At 67.9% G+C, this 20,730-nt stretch carries 12 protein-coding genes; 9 read left to right on the forward strand and 3 right to left on the reverse strand.

What is annotated here, in order from left to right:
- Positions 1 to 4: 4 nt before the first annotated feature.
- Positions 5 to 2,566, reverse strand: coding sequence for a glycoside hydrolase family 9 protein (locus AC1MH0_RS14570; RefSeq protein ID WP_480963372.1), 2,562 nt, complete (start codon positions 2,564 to 2,566; stop codon positions 5 to 7).
- A 218-nt stretch (positions 2,567 to 2,784) separates the two neighbouring features.
- On the opposite strand from AC1MH0_RS14570, the gene AC1MH0_RS14575 reads away from it, so the two are divergent.
- The 9 genes from AC1MH0_RS14575 to AC1MH0_RS14615 all read left to right on the forward strand — a co-directional run bounded on the left by AC1MH0_RS14575 (position 2,785) and on the right by AC1MH0_RS14615 (position 16,003).
- A complete protein-coding gene (locus AC1MH0_RS14575) occupies positions 2,785 to 4,440 on the forward strand; it encodes a carboxylesterase/lipase family protein (RefSeq protein ID WP_480963373.1) in 1,656 nt (551 codons plus the stop codon).
- Between the two features lie 34 nt (positions 4,441 to 4,474).
- Positions 4,475 to 5,395, forward strand: coding sequence for an alpha/beta hydrolase (locus AC1MH0_RS14580; RefSeq protein WP_480963374.1), 921 nt, complete (start codon positions 4,475 to 4,477; stop codon positions 5,393 to 5,395).
- A 23-nt stretch (positions 5,396 to 5,418) separates the two neighbouring features.
- Positions 5,419 to 6,144, forward strand: coding sequence for an acetylxylan esterase (locus AC1MH0_RS14585; RefSeq protein WP_480963375.1), 726 nt, complete (start codon positions 5,419 to 5,421; stop codon positions 6,142 to 6,144).
- A 13-nt stretch (positions 6,145 to 6,157) separates the two neighbouring features.
- Positions 6,158 to 7,609: a family 43 glycosylhydrolase gene (locus AC1MH0_RS14590; RefSeq protein ID WP_480963376.1), complete on the forward strand. Its 1,452-nt coding sequence runs from the start codon at positions 6,158 to 6,160 to the stop codon at positions 7,607 to 7,609.
- A gap of 187 nt (positions 7,610 to 7,796) precedes the next feature.
- Positions 7,797 to 9,335 carry an alpha-N-arabinofuranosidase gene (locus AC1MH0_RS14595; RefSeq protein WP_480965755.1) on the forward strand — a complete coding sequence of 513 codons (1,539 nt, stop codon included), beginning with the start codon at positions 7,797 to 7,799 and terminating at the stop codon, positions 9,333 to 9,335.
- 7 nt (positions 9,336 to 9,342) lie between these two features.
- On the forward strand, positions 9,343 to 11,697 hold the full coding sequence (locus tag AC1MH0_RS14600) for a glycoside hydrolase family 95 protein (RefSeq protein ID WP_480963377.1): 2,355 nt from the start codon (positions 9,343 to 9,345) through the stop codon (positions 11,695 to 11,697).
- Positions 11,694 to 13,349 (forward strand): GH39 family glycosyl hydrolase, encoded by a 1,656-nt coding sequence (locus AC1MH0_RS14605; RefSeq protein WP_480963378.1) that lies wholly within the window; start codon positions 11,694 to 11,696, stop codon positions 13,347 to 13,349. Before AC1MH0_RS14600 ends, AC1MH0_RS14605 begins: the two co-directional genes overlap by 4 nt.
- Positions 13,350 to 13,418: 69 nt before the next feature.
- Positions 13,419 to 14,441 carry an alpha/beta hydrolase gene (locus tag AC1MH0_RS14610; protein ID WP_480965756.1) on the forward strand — a complete coding sequence of 341 codons (1,023 nt, stop codon included), beginning with the start codon at positions 13,419 to 13,421 and terminating at the stop codon, positions 14,439 to 14,441.
- Positions 14,438 to 16,003 carry a glycoside hydrolase family 43 protein gene (locus tag AC1MH0_RS14615; protein WP_480963379.1) on the forward strand — a complete coding sequence of 522 codons (1,566 nt, stop codon included), beginning with the start codon at positions 14,438 to 14,440 and terminating at the stop codon, positions 16,001 to 16,003. The genes AC1MH0_RS14610 and AC1MH0_RS14615 overlap by 4 nt, the downstream gene beginning before the upstream one ends.
- A gap of 131 nt (positions 16,004 to 16,134) precedes the next feature.
- Here AC1MH0_RS14615 and AC1MH0_RS14620 read toward each other — a convergent pair whose 3' ends face one another.
- Together AC1MH0_RS14620 and AC1MH0_RS14625 are read right to left on the reverse strand one after the other, a co-directional pair.
- Complete coding sequence (locus AC1MH0_RS14620) at positions 16,135 to 18,039, reverse strand: NPCBM/NEW2 domain-containing protein (protein WP_480963380.1); 1,905 nt, start codon at positions 18,037 to 18,039, stop codon at positions 16,135 to 16,137.
- Positions 18,036 to 20,708 (reverse strand): glycoside hydrolase family 3 C-terminal domain-containing protein, encoded by a 2,673-nt coding sequence (locus AC1MH0_RS14625; protein ID WP_480963381.1) that lies wholly within the window; start codon positions 20,706 to 20,708, stop codon positions 18,036 to 18,038. Before AC1MH0_RS14625 ends, AC1MH0_RS14620 begins: the two co-directional genes overlap by 4 nt.
- Positions 20,709 to 20,730: the final 22 nt, after the last annotated feature.

Consider the following 20,730-nt stretch of genomic DNA (forward strand, 5'->3'; position numbering starts at 1 on the left):
GCTCTCACTTGGTTGCGCTGGCTGTCTGCGCTGGTTTCGATGCAGTCCCTGCGGCGAGCTCCTGCGCGGCTTGCGCGAGTTCGATCCACATCGCGCCTTCGGGGATGACGTATTCGTTCTCGCCCCAGAAAAACGGCCAGTCTTCATGGTTCTCGGGGAAGTCCGGCTTGATGATGAGCACGCCCGGCACCACGCCGCCGGCGATGAACGAGAAGTCGGCGCGGTTGTTGCCGTAGGCGACTTCCTTCGAGACGGTGCCGACGGCGGAGACGAACGACACGTCCGACGCGGGGTGGTTGCCGACCAGGAACTCGAGCCCGCGGAACACGGCGTCAGCGGGCATGATCTCCGGGAACGCCTTGTGCAGCGTGTACGCGTTCATCGCATAGCCGAGCACGGTGCCGCTGCCCGCCCAACCGCCGGTGGTGATCGGCACGCCGAACGGGTTGGCCTTCGCCGCGGTCTCGGCGGAGGCAGCATAAGCGCGCACCGCCGGGATCATCGCCGCGCGATAGGCCGGCGCCATGAACGGGATCGCCGCCACCGCATCGCGCAAATTGAAGGCGAACGTCTTTTCCATCGCCGGCCACAGCGACTGGACTGCCGCGACGTAGCGCGGATCGCGGGTCGTGCGGAGCAACTCGACCGCGGCGGAGAAGCGCTCGGCGTCGAGCGGCCCCCCGGTGGTGTTGCCGTGCTGGTACAGATCGGGCGCGTGCGACTGTTCCTCCTCCCAGGTCCGCGTCGCGATCCCGAGCGCCTTCTTCGACAGTGCCGGATCGGCCTCGGCAAGCGCGCGCGATGCGGCGGCGAGCCCTGCGATCGAGCCGTAGTTTAGTGCGGAGGCCTTGGTCGTGAACGCCCAGCGATCGTCGGGCGTCCCGCTGCGGCCTCCCTTCTCCTCGCCGAGCTTCAGCGCGGGATCGTAGACCAGTCCGTCGGTCTTGGTCGAGGCGTCGCCGAGGTGCGTGTATTGCGCGACGTCGGGCTCGACGATGCCGTGGATCGCGTGGCCGACCGCATCGAACTGCGCGACGAGTTGCAATGTGCCGTGGCGGATCTGCTGGACGAGATCGGGCGTGCCGTCGGGCACGTGGATCTCGGTCTTGCGCCGCGTCCAGTCGATCGCGGTCGTGTCGCGCATCGGGTGCCAGCGCTCCCAGCTGTCGACCAGCGAGCGGATCACCTGATATTGCGACTGGGTGCGGATGTCATAGTCGCCCGCATCGAACCATCCGCCGACCGCGAGGCCGGGGATGTGCTCGCCCGACTTGAACTTCGTGTCGGTGGTCGGCCCCTGCGCATAGAGATCGATATGCTCGTGGCCGGTCGGCGCCTGCCGCGCGTCGTCGCGGTGCGCGTCGCCGTGCCAGACGCGGTAGCCCTCGTTGACGAACATATGGTCCATCGCGACCGGGAAATAGACGTCGAGCGTCGGGTGCCATGCGCCGGCATAGGCGTCGGCGGCGATCCGGAACGGTGCGGTGCGCGTGGTGCCATAGTCGAGCACGTAGGTGCCGGGCTGGCGGACCGCGCTGAAATCGAGTTGTAGATAGCTGTAGCGCAGATACTCGCCCCAGCGCTTGGCGGGCGCGGTCGGCACCGGCGTCATGCTGCCGTCCTCGCCGACGCGGAGCAGGCGCGCGGGCAGCGTGCGGCGATCGTTGCGATCGAGTTCGATCGTCGCGACCTTCCGCGCGTCGGGCGTATAGCCGAGCTGCGAATGCGCGATCACCGGGGGGCGAAGCCAGCCAGGTACGCTGTTCGGTTGGATCGTCCATTCGAGGACAGTGCCGGTGCGTCCGGCCGGCAACAGCGAGCGGAGCACGAACCAGCCATTCTGCGCCTGGTTGCGACCGTCGAACAACTGCACTTCGGCGGTCGAGCGGATCGTCACGCGGCGTGCCGGATCCTCGGGTGAGAGCACGAAGCGACTGCCCTTGGCGATCGCGGTCGGTTCGGCGCCGGGGCCCTCCGCGCGACCGCTTGCCGCATTGCGCTGCGGCGTCTGGATCATCGCATCGGCTGGGTAGATCGGGAACGCACCGCTGACGCCGTCCGCCATATAGCTGTGGTGGAAATAGGCGGCGGGAAGGAATTCGAGATTGAACCCGGCCTTGCCCGCGAGCGCGGCCGGCACAGGCTGGTCGAGGATAACCGACACGGCGACCGCGCCGCCGCGCTTTTCCGAGCGCACGCGGTAGCGCCATTTATAGTCGGGATATTCGAGCGTGACGGTGATCGCGCCGGTTGCGGCGTCGATCTTGCGGTCGACGAGGCGCCCGATCGCGTCCCATTGGCCCGGCGTGGAAGAAAGGCGGACGTCGCCGTTGGTGGCGATGCGTTCGCCCTGCTGGATGATTTCCACGCCGCTGATCTTCGAATCGGCGAACAGGCCGTCATACCAGTTGGAGAATACGAGGACGTTGGCGGCCGGCGCCTCGTAATAGCCGGCGGCGTTGAGCGTCAGGTCGGTCGACGCGGTGCGCGGGCTTGTCTGAGCGATCGCGGGTGCGGCGCTCGCGAGCAGGGTCGCGATCAGGCAGAATGCGGATTTGGCCGCCATGGTTTTTCCTCTCCGGTATCGTCATGCGGCGTTGGATTCGCCTGCTATTCCCCCGACTATAGCGCTAACAATCACATACGCCACCCGCTGCCGCTGTTCTCATATGGACAGGATAGCGGTATCACCCTAATACTCATACAAGGTTGCAAAGGGCACGCGACGGTTCCGGTTTCGGGACGTCGGAGAACAGGCTGCACGCAACCGATAGGGAGAAGAGGATGACCGGGCCAACCGTCGATCGTCGTCGTGCGATGCTTGCATCGATTGCCACAGGGGCGGGGCTGATGCTGCCCGCTATCGGTCGCGCGCGTGCTGCACCCGGATCGTCCGCATCGCGCACCGGCACCTGCTCGACGCCGCAATCGGCGATCGCGCGGACGCAATACGGTCCGGTCCGCGGCTATGTCTCGGACGGAGTCTACATTTTCAAGGGCGTGCCTTACGGTGCGGATACCGGCGGCGAAAACCGCTGGCTGCCCGCCAAGCCGCCGCAGCGCTGGACCGAAACGCGCGACACGCTGTCCTACGGCGCAAACTGCCCGCAGACGCTCCACGACTTTAGTGCCGTAGAGCACACGTTCCTCCAGCAATGGACCGACGGGTTCATTGGCGAGGACATGCTGAAGCTGAACGTCTGGACGCCGTCGCTGTCGGGCAAGCGGCCGGTGATGGTGTATTTCCACGGCGGCGGTTTCGCGTTCGGATCGTCGTACGAACTGGCCTCGCACGACGGCGCGCAGATGGCGCGGCATCACGACGTGGTGCAGGTGTCGATCAACCACCGGCTCAACGTGCTCGGGTTCCTCGACCTGACCGAGGTCGGCGGCGCCGCGTACGACACGTCGGTCAACGTCAGCATGACCGATTGCGTCGCGGCATTGCGATGGGTGCAGGAGAACATCGCGCGGTTCGGCGGTGACCCGGACAAGGTCATGATCTACGGTCAGTCGGGCGGCGGGTCGAAGGTGACGACGATGCTGGGGATGGCGAGCAGCAAAGGGCTGATCCACCGTGCCGCGGTGCAATCGGGTGGCGGTGGCTCGCTGCCGACTGCCGAGCAGTCGCGCGACTTCTCGCGGCGCGTGCTGCGCGAACTGAACATCGGGCCGAAGGATCTGGGCGCGCTCCAGCGCATCGCGTGGAAGCCGCTGTTCGAGGCCGGCAACAAGGTCGCGACCGAGATCAATGGCCCGCGCGGGCCGATGGGGCCTTCGCTGACACCGCGCGTGGGCTGGAACCCGACTCTCGACGGCAAGGTGATCGACGTCCGCTCATACTCGGACATTGCGCCGGAAGTGTCGCGCGACGTGCCGGTGATGATCGGCAACGTCAGCGAGGAGGGCATGCGCTGGGGCTACAACCCGAGCGAGGCGCAGTGGCGGACCGATCTCGCCACGCAGATGGGCGCCGACAAGGCGGGCCGGCTGATCGCTGCGATGAAGCAGGCGCATCCCGAAAAGGCGGTGCGGACGCTGGCGTACGGCGTGCAAGGCCTGCAGAACCGCAATCGCGTGCAGGACATGGTCCGCCTGAAACACGCGCAGCGCGGCGCGCCCGTGTACCAATATCTGTTCCAGTGGCAGTCGCCGCAACTCGGCGGCGTGGCTGGTGCGTGGCACACCGCCGATCTCGCCTTCTGCTTCGACAACACCGCACTCTGCGACCAGGGCACCGGCAACGCGCCGGAAGCACAGCGCGTCGCACGGACCATGTCGACCGCGTGGGCGAACTTCGCGCGGACCGGCAATCCGAGCCAGCCGGGCTTGAGCTGGACGCCGACCGATCCGCTGCGCTGCCAGACGATGGTGTTCGATACGACGAGCCGCATGGTCGACGATCCCGAGGGGGTCGCACGGCGTATCCTGCTGTCGTGAGCGTGGTGTGACGGACAATGTGGGGGAGAAGACGATGCGTTGGTTGATCGGATTTGGGTTGTTGGCAAGCGCATTGGCACTGGCGACGCCGGTGTTGGCGCAGGACGCGCGGATGACCGCGACGGCGGCTCCGGCCGAGCCGACCGCGATTCCGCTCAACACCGGCGGCGTGAAGGGGCAGGTCGCTCCAGAGGCATGGTTCAGGCAGTACGGCGTCGCGATGACGCGCAACGTCACGTCCGCGACGCTGACGCCGTTCCTGCCCGATCCGGCCAAGGCGACCGGAGCGGCGGTGATCGTCGCGCCCGGCGGCGGTTTCCTGATGCTGTCGATGGAGAATGAAGGCTGGCGCGTGGCGAAGGCGCTCGCCGACCGCGGTATCGCGGCGTTCGTGCTGAAATATCGGTTGAAGCCGACGCCGGCGGACATGGGCGGGTTCGAGCGATCGGTCACGGCCATGTTCGCGGGCGCCGCGCAGCCGCAACGCCGGATGAGCCCGGATGAGGCGATCGCTGGCCTCGGCGACCAGATCGCCGATGCGCGAGCCGCGGTTGCCCTGGTGCGGACGCGCGCGACCGAGTGGAAGGTCGACCCCGCCCGTGTCGGCATGGTGGGCTTCTCAGCGGGGGCGATGACGACGATGGCGACCGCACTGGCCGCGCCCGACACGCATCTCGCCTTCATCGCGCCGATCTATGGATCGATGGAGGCGGTGAAGGTGCCGGCCGACGCCCCGCCGCTGTTCGCGGTGCTCGCCGCCAACGACCCGCTGTTCGCCAACAAGGGATTCGGCCTGATCGAGTCCTGGCAGAAGGCGGGCAAGTCGGTCGAGTTCCACCTTTACCAGGCAGGCGGGCACGGCTTCGGGCTGGGCAAGAAGGGCACGACCAGCACCGGTTGGTTCGAGGATTTCATGCACTGGCTCGACGCCAACGGCATGCTCGTACGGCGATGACATTGATGCAGGGGGAGACGGGAATGACGCGCTTCACGAGGGTTCGGGCGATCGGGCTGCGCGCCGCGCCGCTGCTGGCGATGGGTGCGCTGGCCGGGCTGTCGTCCGGCGCGAACGGGCAGGATGCGGCGCTGGCACCGGCGACCGGTCTCGCGCCGTATTTCCAGCCGGTGACGCAAGGCGCCACGACACCCGACAGCGATGGGTTCCTGCGTCGCTGGCTGTTGCTCGAGCCGATCGACAAGCCCAACCGCAGCAATACGGGCTTCACCGCCACCTATGTCCGGCAGGCGCTGATAACGCAGTATTTCCCAGGCCAGTTCACCGCGATCCCGCGCGACGGCCAGGTCGTGAAAGCGGCGCAACCGCTACGCTGGCACGCGCTCGATTCCGGCGCGTTCGACGTCAAGCTGTTCAGCTTCGCCAAGAGCCTCGGCAAGCCGACCTACGGCGTGATCTTCTGGGCGGTGACGATCGTCGACAGCCCGCGCGAGATGCGCGACGTGCGGCTGGCGGTCGGGTCGAACTCGGCGTCGATCTGGTGGCTGAACGGCAAGGAGGCGGCCGGGCTGTTCAACGATCGCCGGATGGTGATGGACGACGTGCTGTCGGACCGCGTTACGCTGCGTAAGGGCCGCAACGTCCTGCGCGGCGCGGTGATCAACGGCCCCGGCCTGAGCGACTTCTGCGTCCGCTTCGTCGACGAGACCGGCCGGCCGATCACCGACCTCAAGACCGATGTCCGCTAGCATGGAGACCCTCATGACGCGTCTTGCCGCCGCCGTTTTCGGGCTATCCGCGATCCTTGCCGCCGGAGCATCGCCCGCCGCCGCGCAGTTGCAGTGCGAGACGTTCATCCACGATCCCTCGACGGCGACCGAGTCCGACGGCAAATACTACACGTTCGGCACGCGCGGCGGAGGCCTGGTCTCAGACGACGGCTGGACGTGGCGCAGCGGCCCCCAGCGTCCCGGCGGCGGCGTCGCGCCCGACGTGATCAAGATCGGCGACCGCTATTACGTCGCCTATGCGGTCGGGGGCGGCGGCATGTCCGGCGGGCATGCGAGCCAGGTCAAGATAATGTGGACGCTGTCGCTCGATCCGAAATCGCCGCGCTTCGAATATCACGACGTCGGCGTGGTCGCGTCGAGCGACGGGGTGGAGACCGCCGACGCGATCGACCCTGCATTCCTGTACGTCGACGGCCATTTGTGGCTAACTTACGGCACCTATTTCGGGCCGATCCGCATCATCGAACTCGATCCCAAGACGGGCTTACGGGTGGCGGGCAACCAGCCGGTCGACGTCGCGATCGACATGGAAGCAACCGCAATGATGCACCGCGACGGCTGGTATTATTTGCTCGGGACGCACGGGACGTGCTGCGACGGGCCCAATTCGACCTACCATATCCGCGTCGGCCGATCGCGCAGTTCGCTCGGGCCGTATGTCGATCACATGGGGACGCCGCTGCTGCGCGGCGGCGGCAAGCTGGTCGTCAGTGCACGCGGTCGCAACATCGGCCCCGGTCATTTCGGGCTGATCGAGCTCGATGGCGGGGTCGAGAAATTCTCGATGCACTACGAGGCGGACATGGATCGCAGCGGCCGCAGCGTGCTGGGGATCGAGCCGCTCCGCTGGACCGACGGCTGGCCGGTCGCGGGGGAGAACCTCGTTCCCGGCACCTATGAAGTCGCCTCCGAACGCAGCGGCTACGCGCTCGGCCTCGCGACCGATGTCGTCAGGATCGCGTTCGACCCGCGCCGCGCCTTCATGGCCAAGCCGACCGATCCGGTCGGGCCGATCCCCGACCAGTCTTTGGCGCAGGATTCGGCGGGCTGGCCGCAGGGCCGCATCCGCGTCGATCTCGCCGACTATATGAACCGCCCGCACCAATTGTGGACGATTGCGCCAGCGCCGGGCGGCGGCGGGTATTTCGGTGCGCCCTATTACACGATCACGATCGCCGGGACCGCGCGCGTACTGGCGGCCAACGCGCAAGGCGAGGTCGAGACGGTGCCCGCGTTCTCCGGCGCGACCGAGCAGTTGTGGCGGATTGATCAACTCACGGACGGCACCTACCGGATCATGCCGAAACCTGTCCCTGGCGGTCGTGAGGGTCTGTCACTCGTCGCGATCGGCGCGAGCACGCCGACGCTCGCCAAGTTCGATCCGGCCAGCCCCGCCGGGCGCTGGACCTTTAAGCGGCCGTAGTCGATCCCGGCCAACGTTGACGCCGGCCGAGATTGAACTACTCCTACAAGTATCGAAAAGATGGGGCTGCCTCATGGTGGCCGAAAGGGAGAGTATGAACCTGTTCACGCACCGCACTTCACAGTCGGGTTCCGGCCAGACGCGCGGCCTCAAGCGCGCGCTCACGGCGCTGACGTTCGCGCCGCTCATGCTGGCGGGGGCCGGCCTCGCGACGCCGGCGGTTGCGCAGGATGCCGCGGCACCGACCGTGACGGCGACGTTGCAGGCGGACAAGCCGGGTGCGGTCGTCCACCGCGACGTGTTCGGACAGTTCGCCGAGCATCTCGGCCACGGGATCTATGGCGGGATCTGGGTCGGCAAGGGCTCGCGTATCCCGAACGACGGCGGCTATCGTCGCGACGTGCTGGACGCGCTGAAGGCGATCAACGTGCCGATGGTGCGCTGGCCCGGCGGGTGTTTCGGCGACGAATATCATTGGCGTGACGGGATCGGTGCAACCAAGGCGCGCCCGACCAAGGTCAACACCAACTGGGGCGGCGTCAACGAGGACAACGCGTTCGGTACGCACGAGTATTTCGGGTTGATGGACCGTCTCGGTGCCAGCACCTACGTCTCCGCCAACGTCGGCAGCGCACCGCCGTCCGAGACTGCGCAATGGGTCGAGTATATGACCGCCGCGAAAGGCACGACCGTGCTGGCCAAGGAGCGCGAGCGCAACGGCCACGCCGCGCCGTGGAAGATCCAGTATCTCGGCATCGGCAACGAGCTGTGGGGCTGCGGTGGCAACATGCGCGCCGAATATGCCGCCGACCTGACCAACCGCTATGCGCAATTCGCCAAGTCCGCGAACGGCCCGATGCTCAAGATCGCGAGCGGCCCGAGCGACTCGAACTATGAGTGGACCGAGGCGATGATGCGGATCGCCGGCAAGAACATCGATGGGCTGGGGCTGCATTACTACACGCGGCCGCGCGACAAGGACTGGAAGGACAAGGGCGCGGCGATCGGCTTTCCCGAGCGCGAATGGGCGTCCACCATGTCGCACACGCTGGAGATGGAGGAGTTCATCACCAAGCATTCGGCGATCATGGACAAGTACGATCCGGCCAAGCGCGTGATGCTCGCGGTCGACGAATGGGGCACGTGGTACGATCCGACGCCGGGCAGCAATCCCGGGTTCCTCGAGCAGCAGAATTCACTGCGCGATGCGGTCGTCGCCGGGCTCAACCTCAACATCTTCGCGCATCATGCCGATCGGGTCCGGATGGCGGCGATCGCGCAGATGGTGAACGTGTTGCAGGCGATGCTGCTCACCGACGGCGCGAAGATGGTCAAGACGCCGACCTATTGGGTGTTCGACCTCTACAAGCCGTGGCAGGGCGCGACTTCGTTGCCGATCCAGGTGACCTCGCCCTGGTACCACAAGGACGAGGTGGCGGTGCCTGCGGTCAGTGCGTCGGCGGTGCGCGATGCGGCGGGGCAGGTGCATGTCGCGCTGGTCAACCTCGACCCGAACCGCGCAATGCCGGTGTCGGTCGCACTCGCCGGATTGCAGGCGACGCAGGCGAGCGGGCGGATCATTACCGGCACCGCGATGGACGCGCATAACAGCTTCGACGCGCCGGATACGGTCGTGCCGCAGCCGTTCACGGGCGCGCAGGTGACGGGGGGTACTCTGACGCTCACCGTACCGGCGAAGTCGGTGCTGGTCCTCGATCTCCGCTGATCGGGCGATGACCGTCGAACCCACGCGTCGCGACATGCTGGAAGGCGCGGCGGCGGTCGCCGTCGCTGCGCTTGCCGGACCCGGTGCCGGACCGAGTCAGGCTTGGGCGGCGGCACCGGCAGATGGTCCGCGGCTCTGGTATCGGCAGCCCGCGGTCGCCTGGACCGAGGCGTTGCCGATCGGCAATGGCCGGCTCGGCGCGATGGTGTTCGGCGGGACCGCCAGCGAGCGGCTGCAGCTGAACGAGGATACGCTGTGGACCGGCGGGCCGTATGACCCGGTCAACCCGGCGGCGCATGCAGCACTCCCCGAGGTGCGGCGGTTGATCGACGCGGGCAAGTTCGCCGAGGCGCAGGCGCTTGCCAATGCGCAGGTCATGGGATTGCCCAAGACGCAGATGGCGTATCAGCCGGTCGGCGACCTGCTGCTGGAGATGCCCGGCGTGTCGGGGGCGGTCGGCGACTATGTCCGGCAGCTCGATCTCGACGCGGCAGTCGCGACCACCAGTTTCACGATGGGCGGCACATGGTTTCGCCGCGACGTGTTCGCGTCGCCCGGGGATCAGGTGATTGCGGTGCACCTTGTTGGGGATATGCCGTTCGACCTGCTGGTGGGCCTCCAGTCGCCGCAGCTTGGCGCGAGCGTCTCGGTCGACGGCGCGACGGTGACGCTGGCCGGGCATAATGGCGAGCGGGTGGGGATTACAGGCCGGTTGCGGTTCGCGGCGCGCGCGCGGGTTTCGACGGTGGGTGGTGTCGTCTCGAAGGAGGGCAACCGGGTTCGCATCACGGGAGCACGCGCGGTCACCGTGCTGGTGGCGATGGCGACCAGCTATCGCCGGTTCGACGATGTGAGCGGCAACCCGGAAGCCGCGACGCTCGCCACGCTCGATCGTGCCAGCCGGCGTGGGGTCGAGCGGATCCGCGCAGAGACATGCGCCGCGCATCGTGCGCTGTTCCGCCGTGTGACGCTCAATCTAGGGCGCACGGCGGCGGCGGACAAGCCGACCGACGAGCGCGTCCGCGCCAACCGCGCCGGCGACGATCCGGCACTGGCGACGCTGTATTTCGACTATGGCCGCTACCTGCTGATCGCGTCGTCGCGACCGGGGACGCAGCCGGCGAACTTGCAGGGTATCTGGAACGACGCGATCAAGCCGCCGTGGGAATCCAAATACACCGTCAATATCAACACCGAGATGAACTATTGGCCGGCGGAGGTGACCGCGCTGGCCGAGTGCACCGCGCCGCTGGTGCAGATGGTGTGCGAACTGGCGATCACGGGTGAGCGGACGGCGCGGACGATGTACGGTGCGCGCGGGTGGGTGTGTCATCACAACACCGATCTGTGGCGCGCGACGGCGCCGATCGACGGGGCGCAATGGGGGCTGTGGCCGACCGGTGGCGCGTGGCTGTGCACGCATTTGTGGGATCGCTATGACTACGGGCGCGACCTCGACTATCTGCGCTCGGTCTATCCGCTGATGCGCGGGGCGGCGTTGTTCTTCCTCGATACGCTGCAGACCGATCCGGTGACCGGCGCACTGGTGACCAATCCGTCGCTGTCGCCCGAGAACATCCATCCCGCGGGCGCGTCGATCTGCGCGGGGCCGGCGATGGACATGCAGATCCTCCGCGACCTGTTCGACCAGGTAGGGCAGGCAGCGGCCTTGCTCAAGGTCGATGCGCCGTTTGCGGCCGAAGTCGCGGCGGCGCGCGCGCGCTTGGCGCCCGATCATATCGGCGCGCAGGGGCAGCTTCAGGAATGGCAGCGCGACTGGGACGCGGCGGCGCCCGAGCCTCATCACCGCCATGTCTCGCATCTGTATGGCCTGTTCCCGAGCGACCAGATCGATCTCGACCGCACGCCTGCGCTGGCACAGGCGGCGCGGCGGTCGCTCGAACTGCGCGGCGATGAATCGACTGGCTGGGCGACCGCGTGGCGTGCGAACCTGTGGGCGCGGCTGCGCGACGGCGATCACGCGCACCGTATCCTGGCGTTCCTGCTGGGGCCCGAGCGGACCTATCCCAATCTGTTCGACGCGCATCCGCCGTTCCAGATCGACGGCAATTTCGGGGGCACGCGGGCGATCGCAGAAATGCTGATGCAGAGCCGTGGCGACGAGATCCTGCTGCTTCCCGCGCTGCCGGGGGCGTGGCCTGCGGGGTCCGTGACAGGGTTGCGGGCGCGGGGGCGGTGTTCGGTCGATCTGCGTTGGCAGGGCGGTGAACTGGTCGAGGCGGTGGTGCGCGGTGAGATTCCCGGGCGCCGCGTGATCCGGCTCGGCACGCGGCGTGTCGAGGTTACGATGACACCGGGCAAGACCGTCAGGTTGCGCGGTAACGGGCTCGTACGCGCATGATGCTCCGGCGTGCGCTTGTCGGTGCGACCTGTCTGCTGGCGTCGCTCATGTCGGCATCGTCGCAGGGCGCGCCGGACAGGATCGTGCATGTCACCGTCGACGCCGCGAGCGTCACGGCGTCATTGCCGCCGATCTGGCGCTTTTTCGGCGCGGACGAACCCAATTACGCGACCGTGCCGGAAGGCCGGCGACTGCTTGTCGAGCTGGGCAAGTTGCGCCCCGACACAGTCTATTTCCGCGCGCACAATTTGCTCACCACCGGCGACGGTACGCCCGATTTCAAATGGGGCAGCACGAACGCCTATACCGAGCGCGACGGCAAGCCGGTATACGACTGGACGATCGTCGACCGGATCATCGACACCTATCGCGCGGCCGGCATCCACCCGTATCTCGAAATCGGCTTCATGCCCGAAGCGCTCAGTGCCGCCCCTAAGGGGACGCCGTATCGCCTGCCCTGGGCGCCGGGGATCGACGACAAGGGCAAGACCGCCGGCTGGACCTATCCGCCGCGTGATCAGCGCCGTTGGGCGGACCTCGTCTATCGCTGGACGCAGCACAACGTCGAGCGATACGGCCGTGCCGAGGTAGAGCGCTGGTATTTCCAGACCTGGAACGAGCCGAACCTCAGCTTTTACTGGAGCGCGGGTCCCGAGGAATTCTACCGGCTGCACGACGTCACAGTGGATGCGATCCGCCGCGCGCTGCCGACGGCGCGGGTCGGCGGACCCGATCTTGCCGGATCCGGGGGCAGCTTCATGGACGGGTTCCTGAAGCACGTCGCGACCGGCACCAACTACGCGACCGGGCGCACCGGCACGCCGACCGACTTCCTGTCCTTCCACGCCAAGGGTCAGCCGGTGCTGGTCGACGGCCATGTCCGCATGGGAATCGCCAACCAGTTGCGCACCGCCGACGAGGCGTTCGGCAAGTTCGCCGCGGTACCCGCGCTCGCCGGGAAGTCGGTGGTGATCGGCGAGAACGATCCGGAAGGGTGCGCGGCGTGCCCGGGCCCGGCCAACGCGTATCGCAACGGGCCGCTCTACGCGAGCTACACCGCGGCGAGCTATGCGCGGCTGTGGGAACTGGCGCGGCGGCGCGGAACCCGGCTGGAGGGCGCACTGTCCTGGTCGTACACCTTCGTCGGGCAGCCCTGGTTTGCCGGGTATCGCCAGCTTGCCACCAACGGTGTCGATCTTGCGGTGATGAACGTGTTCCGCCTGTTCGCGCGGTTAGGGCCTGACAGCGTCGCGGCGTCCAGCGACGGGCAGGTACCGCTAGACGCGGTGCTGCGCGACGGCGTGCGCGGTCCGGCCGATGTGGGCGTGATCGCGACGCGTGGTGCAGACAGGCGGGTCGCGGTCCTGCTCTGGCACTATCACGACGACGACGTGGCGGGTCCCGAGGCGCGGATCGACCTCCGCGTTGCCGGCGTGTCGCCCGCCGCGGTCGGGCGAATGTGGCGAGTCGATCCCGCGCACGCCAACGCATTCGGCGCATGGCAGGCGATGGGCTCGCCGGCCAAGCCGACGGTCGCGCAGATCGCGGCGCTCAAGCGTGCGTCGATGCTGGTGCCGGAAGATGTACGCCTGAAGAACGGCAGGCTCGGCCTGTCCTTGCCGCGCCAAGGCGTCGCGCTGGTCGAGTTCTAGGTGCGCGTGAACAAGCAAAAGGGGATGTCCGTGAACAAGCTTCTTGTCGCACTCGGCACCGCGCTGGCGATGCTGTCGACCGGCCCCGCTTCGGCGCAGGTCAAGACGCCCGGACCGCCGCCGGTTGCCGGTGCGAAGCCGGTCACGATCGAGCGGATCACGGTCCACTCGCCCGCGATCGAGGGCAATCTCGAAGGCGAGAGCCCCGACCGCGCGGTGCTGGTGGTCCTGCCGCCGAGCTACCGCGCCAATCCGACGCGGCGCTATCCGGTCGTCTACGCGCTGCACGGCTATTCGATCGGCGCGGAGCAGTGGATCGGCGAAATCCACGTGCCGCAGACGATCGAGGGCGCGTTCGCGAAGGGCGCGCGCGAGATGATCGTCGTGATCCCCGACAGCAAGACCGCGCATAACGGCTCCTTCTATTCGAGTTCGGTGACGGTCGGCGATTTCGAGACGTTCGTCGCGCGCGACCTCGTCGGCTATGTCGACGGCCATTACCGGACGATCGCGGACCGCCGCAGCCGCGGGCTCGCGGGGCATTCGATGGGTGGCTACGGCACCGCGCGGATCGGCATGAAGCATCCCGATGTGTTCGGCGCGCTCTACATGATGAGCCCGTGCTGCCTCTCGACGCGCGCGCTCGGCACGCCCGATGCGGCGACCGAGACGGCGATCCGCGCGCTGCGTTCGCCCGCGGACAGCGCGACCCTGTCATGGGGGCAGCGCGCACAACTCGCGACGGCTGCTGCATGGTCGCCCAACCCCAAGGCGCCGCCGCTGTACCTTGATCTCCCGGTCAAGGACGGCGTGCCGCAGCCCGACGTGATCGCGCGCTGGGCGGCCAATGCGCCGCTGGCGATGCTCGATCAATATGTCGGCAATCTGCGGCGTTATGCGGCGATCGGGATCGACGTCGGCGACCGCGACGGGCTGAAGGACGATGCCGGCAAGCTCCACGCCGCGCTCGACAGCTACGGGATCGCGAACAGCTTCGAGGTGTATCCGGGCGATCATACCAGCGGCGTCGCCGGCCGCGTGCAGGACGTGATGATGCCGTTCTTCTCGCGCGCACTGGCGTTCGGCAAATGAGGATAGCGGTGGCGGTCGCGCTGGGGCTGCTGGCGACCGCCGCGTCGGCGCAGGTGTGGCGATCGGACCAGGGCGACGGGAGCTTCCGCAATCCCGTGCTGTTCGCGGATTATCCCGATCCCGACATCATCCGCGTCGGCAGCGACTATTATTTCGCAACAACGACGTTCGCGAACACGCCGGGCATCACAATCCTGCACAGTCGCGACCTGATCAACTGGACGCTTGCCTCGCACCTAGTCGATCGGCTGGAGGGCAAGCCCGAATACGATCTGAAGGGCGGCAACGCGTACCGGCACGGGCTCTACGCCTCGTCGTTGCGTTACCACGCCGGCACCTATTATCTGGCCAACACGCCGGTCGGGCAGAAGACGCGGATCTGGTACGCGAAGGACGTGCGCGGGCCGTGGCGCTATCACGAACTGGAGCGCGAGGCGTTCGATCCGGGGCTGTTCATCGAGCCCGACGGGCGCGCGTACCTGGCGACCGCGAGTACCGCGGACGGTACGATCACGCTGCTGACGCTCGACAAGCAGCTGGCGCACGTCACCGCGTCGCAGAAGGTGCATTATATCAAGGGCGCGGAGGGGTCGAAGGTCATTCGGCGCGGTGCGTATTACTACCTCTTCAACGCGCTGCCGCCGCGGCTGGGGCTGACCGTGTCGCGGTCGCGCAGCCTGTTCGGGCCGTGGGAAACGCGCGACCAGATCGACGACAAGACGGGCGGGCATCAGGGTGCGCTGGTCGACCTGCCCGATGGCCGCTGGTTCGGCTTCGTGATGGAGGATAGCGGTGCGATCGGACGGATGACGAACCTCAGCCCGGTGTTCTGGCAGGACGACTGGCCGGTATGGGGCACGCGCGAGGCACCCGGTCGCGTGCCGCGGCGTGCGGCGAAACCGATCCTTGGTGGGGCGTTCGCGGAGCCGGCGACGTCGGACGATTTCGGGAAGCGGACGCTCGGGTTGCAGTGGCAGTGGAACCACAATCCCGAGCCTTCGCGCTGGTCTTTGTCCGAGCGGCCGGGTTGGTTGCGGTTGAAGCCGACGGTCGCGAGCGGGTTCTGGAGCGCGCGCAATACGCTGGTGCAGAAGGGGCAGGGGCCGGCAAGCCGGGCCGAGGTGAAGCTCGACATCCGCCATCTGGCACCGGGCGATCGCTGCGGGTTCGGGACGTTCGGGCAGTTCAGCGGGAATATCACGGTGCAGGGCGCGGCGGGCGGCAAGGCGACGCTGGCGATGGAGGTGACCGAAGACTTGGTCGCCGGTGCCCGGACGGAGGTTGGCGCCACCGCGCCGTTGCCGCGGACCGAGGCGCTGTGGTTGCGGACCGACATGGACTTCACGACCGACCGCGCGCGCGTGGCGTATAGTGTGGACGGACGGCGCTGGACCGGGCTCGGCGGCGACTTCCCGCTCGCGTTCGCGTGGCGGACGGGGACGTTCCAGGGCGAGCAGCTTGCGCTGTTCTGCTATGCGCCGGCGGAGAGCCGGGGGTGGCTGGATGTCGACCGGTTCACGCTGTCGGCGTTGCCGCCGGGGGCGCCGGCGCGGGTGCGTTAACTCCCGTTCGTGCTGAGCGAAGTCGAAGCACCTCTCTCAACGGGCGTGTACGCTGGTGGTGGGGTACCCTTCGACTACGCTCAGGGCGAACGGGGAGGGGGGCCTGCCTCCAGGGGGGGCTTCTCCCATCGCTATTTGTAGAGCGCCGCGTCCGCCCATGTCGCAGGTTGCGGCGTCCCGGCATTCGCCACACCGCTCCCCCGCGCCACCAGTTCGACGATCCGCACACCTGTCACGTTCGCCTCAAGCGGTACCGCGGCCTCGCCGAACCCCATTGGGCGGGACTTGGCGAGGAGGCGACCGTTGCCCCAGATTTCGAACACCGTCGTGCCCGACCGCGGCTGGCCGGAATCGTTGATGCCCACCTTGGCCGCGAACCGCGCGTAGCCCTGGTTGCGGACTTCGAGGCGGGAGTTCGCCAGTACGCCGATCCCCGTGTCGGAGTCGGTGCCGGCCACGCGCAAGAGCTTGCCGTATGGTGCGCGGTCGGCTTCGGCGCCTCCCCAGCCGCCATATTGCGGGTGCTCGCCGCCGCCGCGCGTGCCCGTCCACGGCGTGATCGACTGGTAGATCGTCGGATCCGGCTGCGGCACGACCACGCCGTCGGTCGCCGGATTGACGCGTCCGGTCTGCTCCGAAAGGTATAGTCCGCCGGGCAACCGCCGCGTGCCGGTCGCGCGGAAGATCAGCGTCTCGTGCGGCTCGAGCGTCACCGCGATCTCCTTGCGGAAGCTCTGCTCCTTCTTGGTCCAGAGGTCCTTCAGGCGCACGTCGGCGGTCGGCAGCATCTTGAGTTGCTCGGCGGTCAGCACGGCCTTGGCGGGCGAGGCGGTTCGGTTGAACAGCGCAACGCCCTTGCTGCCGTCCGCGAGCGTCTTGACGAAGGTCTGCACCTCCGACGAGTCATAGGCCAGCACTGCCTGGTTGCCCGCCGAATCCTGGTTCAGCGCGACGATATCCGCGTTGCCGAAGATCGCGAGCAGGTCCGGTGTAAGCTTGCGCAAGTCGTAGCCGATGATCAGCGGCGCATTGAGCATCGCCCACAATGCGAAGTGCGAGCGTGCCTCCGCGCTGTGCGCCGCGTCGAAATCGCCGGTGCCGACGAACAGCATGTCGGGGTCGTTCCACGATCCCGGATGCGCATAGAGCGCGCGGTGCGTGACGGTGTCGAGGTTGGTCAGCATCCGCGGCCAGACCGGCTGGATGTCGTCGCTCGTGCGCGAGGTGTTGCCGACGTCCTTGCCCCAGGCGCGCACGTCGCCCGCGCCCCACAGGCATAGCGAATAGACGTACGCGCGGTCGCCGGCGTGCGTGCGCAGAGCCGTGCGAACCTGTTCGTAGAGGCGGCGGATGCCGGCGATGTCCGTTCCGCCGAGCGACTGCATGTCGACGAGGGGCGTCAACGCGCGGTACAGGCCGGACTTCACGCGCGGTGCGTCCACTGGCAGGCCGCGCGCGCCGCAGCCGTCGACCTTCAGGAAATCGAAGTTCCATTCGGCGAAGAACAGCGCGATGTCCTGCTCGACATGGCCGTACAGCCCGACCTCGCGCTCGGCGACGCTGCCCTCGGGCTGGTTCTTGAAATCGGGGGTGTAGATCTGGCCGCAGCTGTTGCGGCCGATGTCCGAATAGATGCCGACCTTGAGGCCCATCGCGTGGAGCCGGTCGGTGAACGGGCGGAAGCTCGTGTCCGCGCTGGTCGCGGCGGACGGGAAGTGGCTGGTACGGATCAGCAGCCGGCCGTCGGGCTGGCGACGCTTCAGCCACCAGCCATCGTCGATATTGACGTAGCGATAGCCGATGTCGCGTAACTTGGTGTCGATCAGCGCCTGCGCCGAGGCGAGCACCTTCTCCTCGTCGACGTCGCTGTTGAAGGCGTTCCACGAACTCCAGCCCATCGGCGGTACCGGGGCCGAGCCATCCGTATTCGCGCTCCATTTGCCGGTCGGGGTCAGCGGATCCGCCAGTACCGCGATCGGCGTGCAGAGCGCGACCAGCGCGGTGCCGAGCGTCGCGAGTGTCCGTACGCGGCTCACTTCGGCAGCTCCGCCGACTGGCGCGCCGTGAAGCTCGCCGTCTGCCCTGCGACCCCCATGCCGGGCTGCCCCGCGCCGACCGTCACGCGGTAGGTGCCGGCGGCAACCGAGCGCGCGCCGTCGAGCGCCACCGAACTCAGATCGCGCGGCGACAGGTCGAACGTCAGGCTGCGCGCTTCGCCGGGGCGGAGGGCAACGCGCTGGAACCCGCGCAGCGCGATCCGCGGGGTGCCGGGCCGATCGGGGAAGTCGAGATAGAGTTGCGCGACCTCCTCGCCGGGTCGATCGCCCTGGTTGGTCAGTCGCGTGGTGACGCGCAGGCCGTTCCCGGGGCCGCCGCGGGCGGGCGTGACGGTCAGCGGCGCATAGCCGAACTTCGTGTAGCTGAGCCCGTGGCCGAACGGATAGACCGGCGTGCCCGCGAAATAGCGATAGGTGCGGCCCTTCATCGCGTAATCGCCGAACGGCGGCAGGTCGCCGACGCTGCGATAGAAGGTGAGCGGCAGGCGGCCCGACGGGTTGGTGCGGCCGGTCAGGATGTTCGCCGCAGCGGTGCCCCCGGTCTCGCCCGGATACCAGGCCTCCAGCACGGCGGCGGCATTGTCCTTCGCCCAGGCGAGGTTGATCGGGCTGCCGTTCATCGTGACGAGCACGATCGGCTTGCCGGTAGCCTTGGCCTGTTCGAGCATCGCAATCTGGTCCGCGGGGAGGTCGAGCGTGGTCTTGTCGCCGCCCGAGAAGCCCGGCACCGTCACGCCTGTTTCCTCTGCCTCCAGGTCGGAGGTGAGGCCGACCACCGCGACCAGCACGTCGGCGCCAGCGGCGGCGCGACGAAGCTCGGCGGACGGCGCATCCGACACGCGCTTCCACACCAGGTCGATCCCGCTGCCCTCGGCGTGGATCGCATAACGCCTGCCGCCCTCGAGTTTCAGGGTCGTCATGCCGGGCAGGTCGTTCCAGCGCGCCTTGCGCCGGTCGGAGATCATCTTGCCGTCGAGCGTCAGCGTGCCGCCCGATCCCGACAGGCCGACGCGGTAGGTGCCGCTTTCGGGGGGCACCAGGAAGCCGGTCCATTCGGTGTGGTGGACGTCGGTGACACGCGCCAGATCGAGGTTGCGATCGCCGACGTCGGGCTCGATGCGCGTGACCACCGGCTGCGCCTGATACTTGGCGGCGGCGACGAGCTTCTCGCGCGTGCCGCGGGCATATTGCGCGGGCATCGGCGTCGTCGGATTATAGTAGCGCGCGAGCAGGCCGGGCTTGCCGTCGGGGGTCAGCAGCGCGGATGTCGGTACGCGGTCGCCGTCCGTGACGGACTCGCCGAACGGCAAGAGCGTGACCTGGCTTGCACCGAGCGCGGTCTTCAGCCCCTCCAGAACCGATACCGGCTGGCCCGATAGCGGCGATGAATAATTGCCGCGCAGCACGCGCGTCGCATCGCCGAGCGGGCCGATCACGGCTAGCTTCACGCCGGGCTTGAGCGGCAGGATACCGTCGTTCTTCAGCAGCACCATCGATCGCTCGGCCGCAGCCAGCGCCAGTCGCCGATGCTCGGGGGCACCGACGACGCTGGTTGGCAACGCCTTGGGGGCGCCGGCGAGTCCGGGCAGATCGCCGTTGCGGTATCGCGCGGTGAACAGTCGGACGAGGCTCTGGTCGACGTCCGCCTCGGTGATCAGGTCGCGGCTTAGCGCCTCGCGGTACCGGGTCTCCAGGCCTGCGGTATCGCCCAGCGTCTCGCCGTTGCACTCGTTGTCGACGCCCGCGCGCATCGCGGCGGCGACCGCGGCGGCGCTGTCGGGGGCGTATTTATGGTTGTCGGCGATGTCCTTCACCGCGTCGCAATCGGACACGACATAGCCCTTGAAGCCCCACGCGCCGCGTAAGTGCTCCTTGAGCAACAGGTCGCTGGCGCAGGCCGGCTGGCCGTCGATGCGGTTGTAGGCGCACATCACCGAGCCTGCGTGCCCGTCGACGAGAGCCGCGCGGAAGGCGGGGAGGTAGGTGTCCTCTAGGTCGTGCGCGGAGATGTAGACGTTGGCCTGGTGGCGCGTGCCCTCGGGCCCGCTGTGGACCGCGAAGTGCTTGGGCGTGGCGATCACTTGCGGGCGATCGGGGTTGGGGCCCTGCATCCCGGTCACGAACGCGACGCCCATCGTCGCGGTCAGGAACGGATCCTCGCCATAGGTCTCCTGCCCGCGGCCCCAGCGCGGATCGCGGAAGATGTTGATGTTGGGCGACCAGGTGTCGAGCCCGGTGCCGATATGCCCGTTCCTGCCGGTCTCGCGGCTGAGCGTGTGCAGCCCGCGCACCTCCGCGCTGATCGCGCCCGCGACGTCATGGACGATCGGCGCGTCGAAGCTTGCAGCGAGGCCGATCGGTTCGGGGAAGTTGGTGGTCGCGAGCGGCCCCAGCGCGCCGTGCAGCGATTCCGTCCACCAGTTATATGCGGGCACGCCGAGCCGAGGGATCGCGGGCGCGACGTTGAGCAACTGCGGCAGTTTTTCGTCGAGCGTCATCCGCGACACCATCGTCCGCGCCATCTGCTCGGCGGGGTCGGCGGTGGTTCGCTGGCTCGGTGCAGCGGCCGGCTCGCGCGCGATCGCCGGGGAGAATGCGAGCGCGAGCCCGGCCGTCGCCAGGGCTTTCGCCTTCATGGTCATGCGCATCGTCAGTCTCTCCCGTTGCGGC

Source organism: Sphingomonas sp. AP28 (assembly GCF_056680455.1).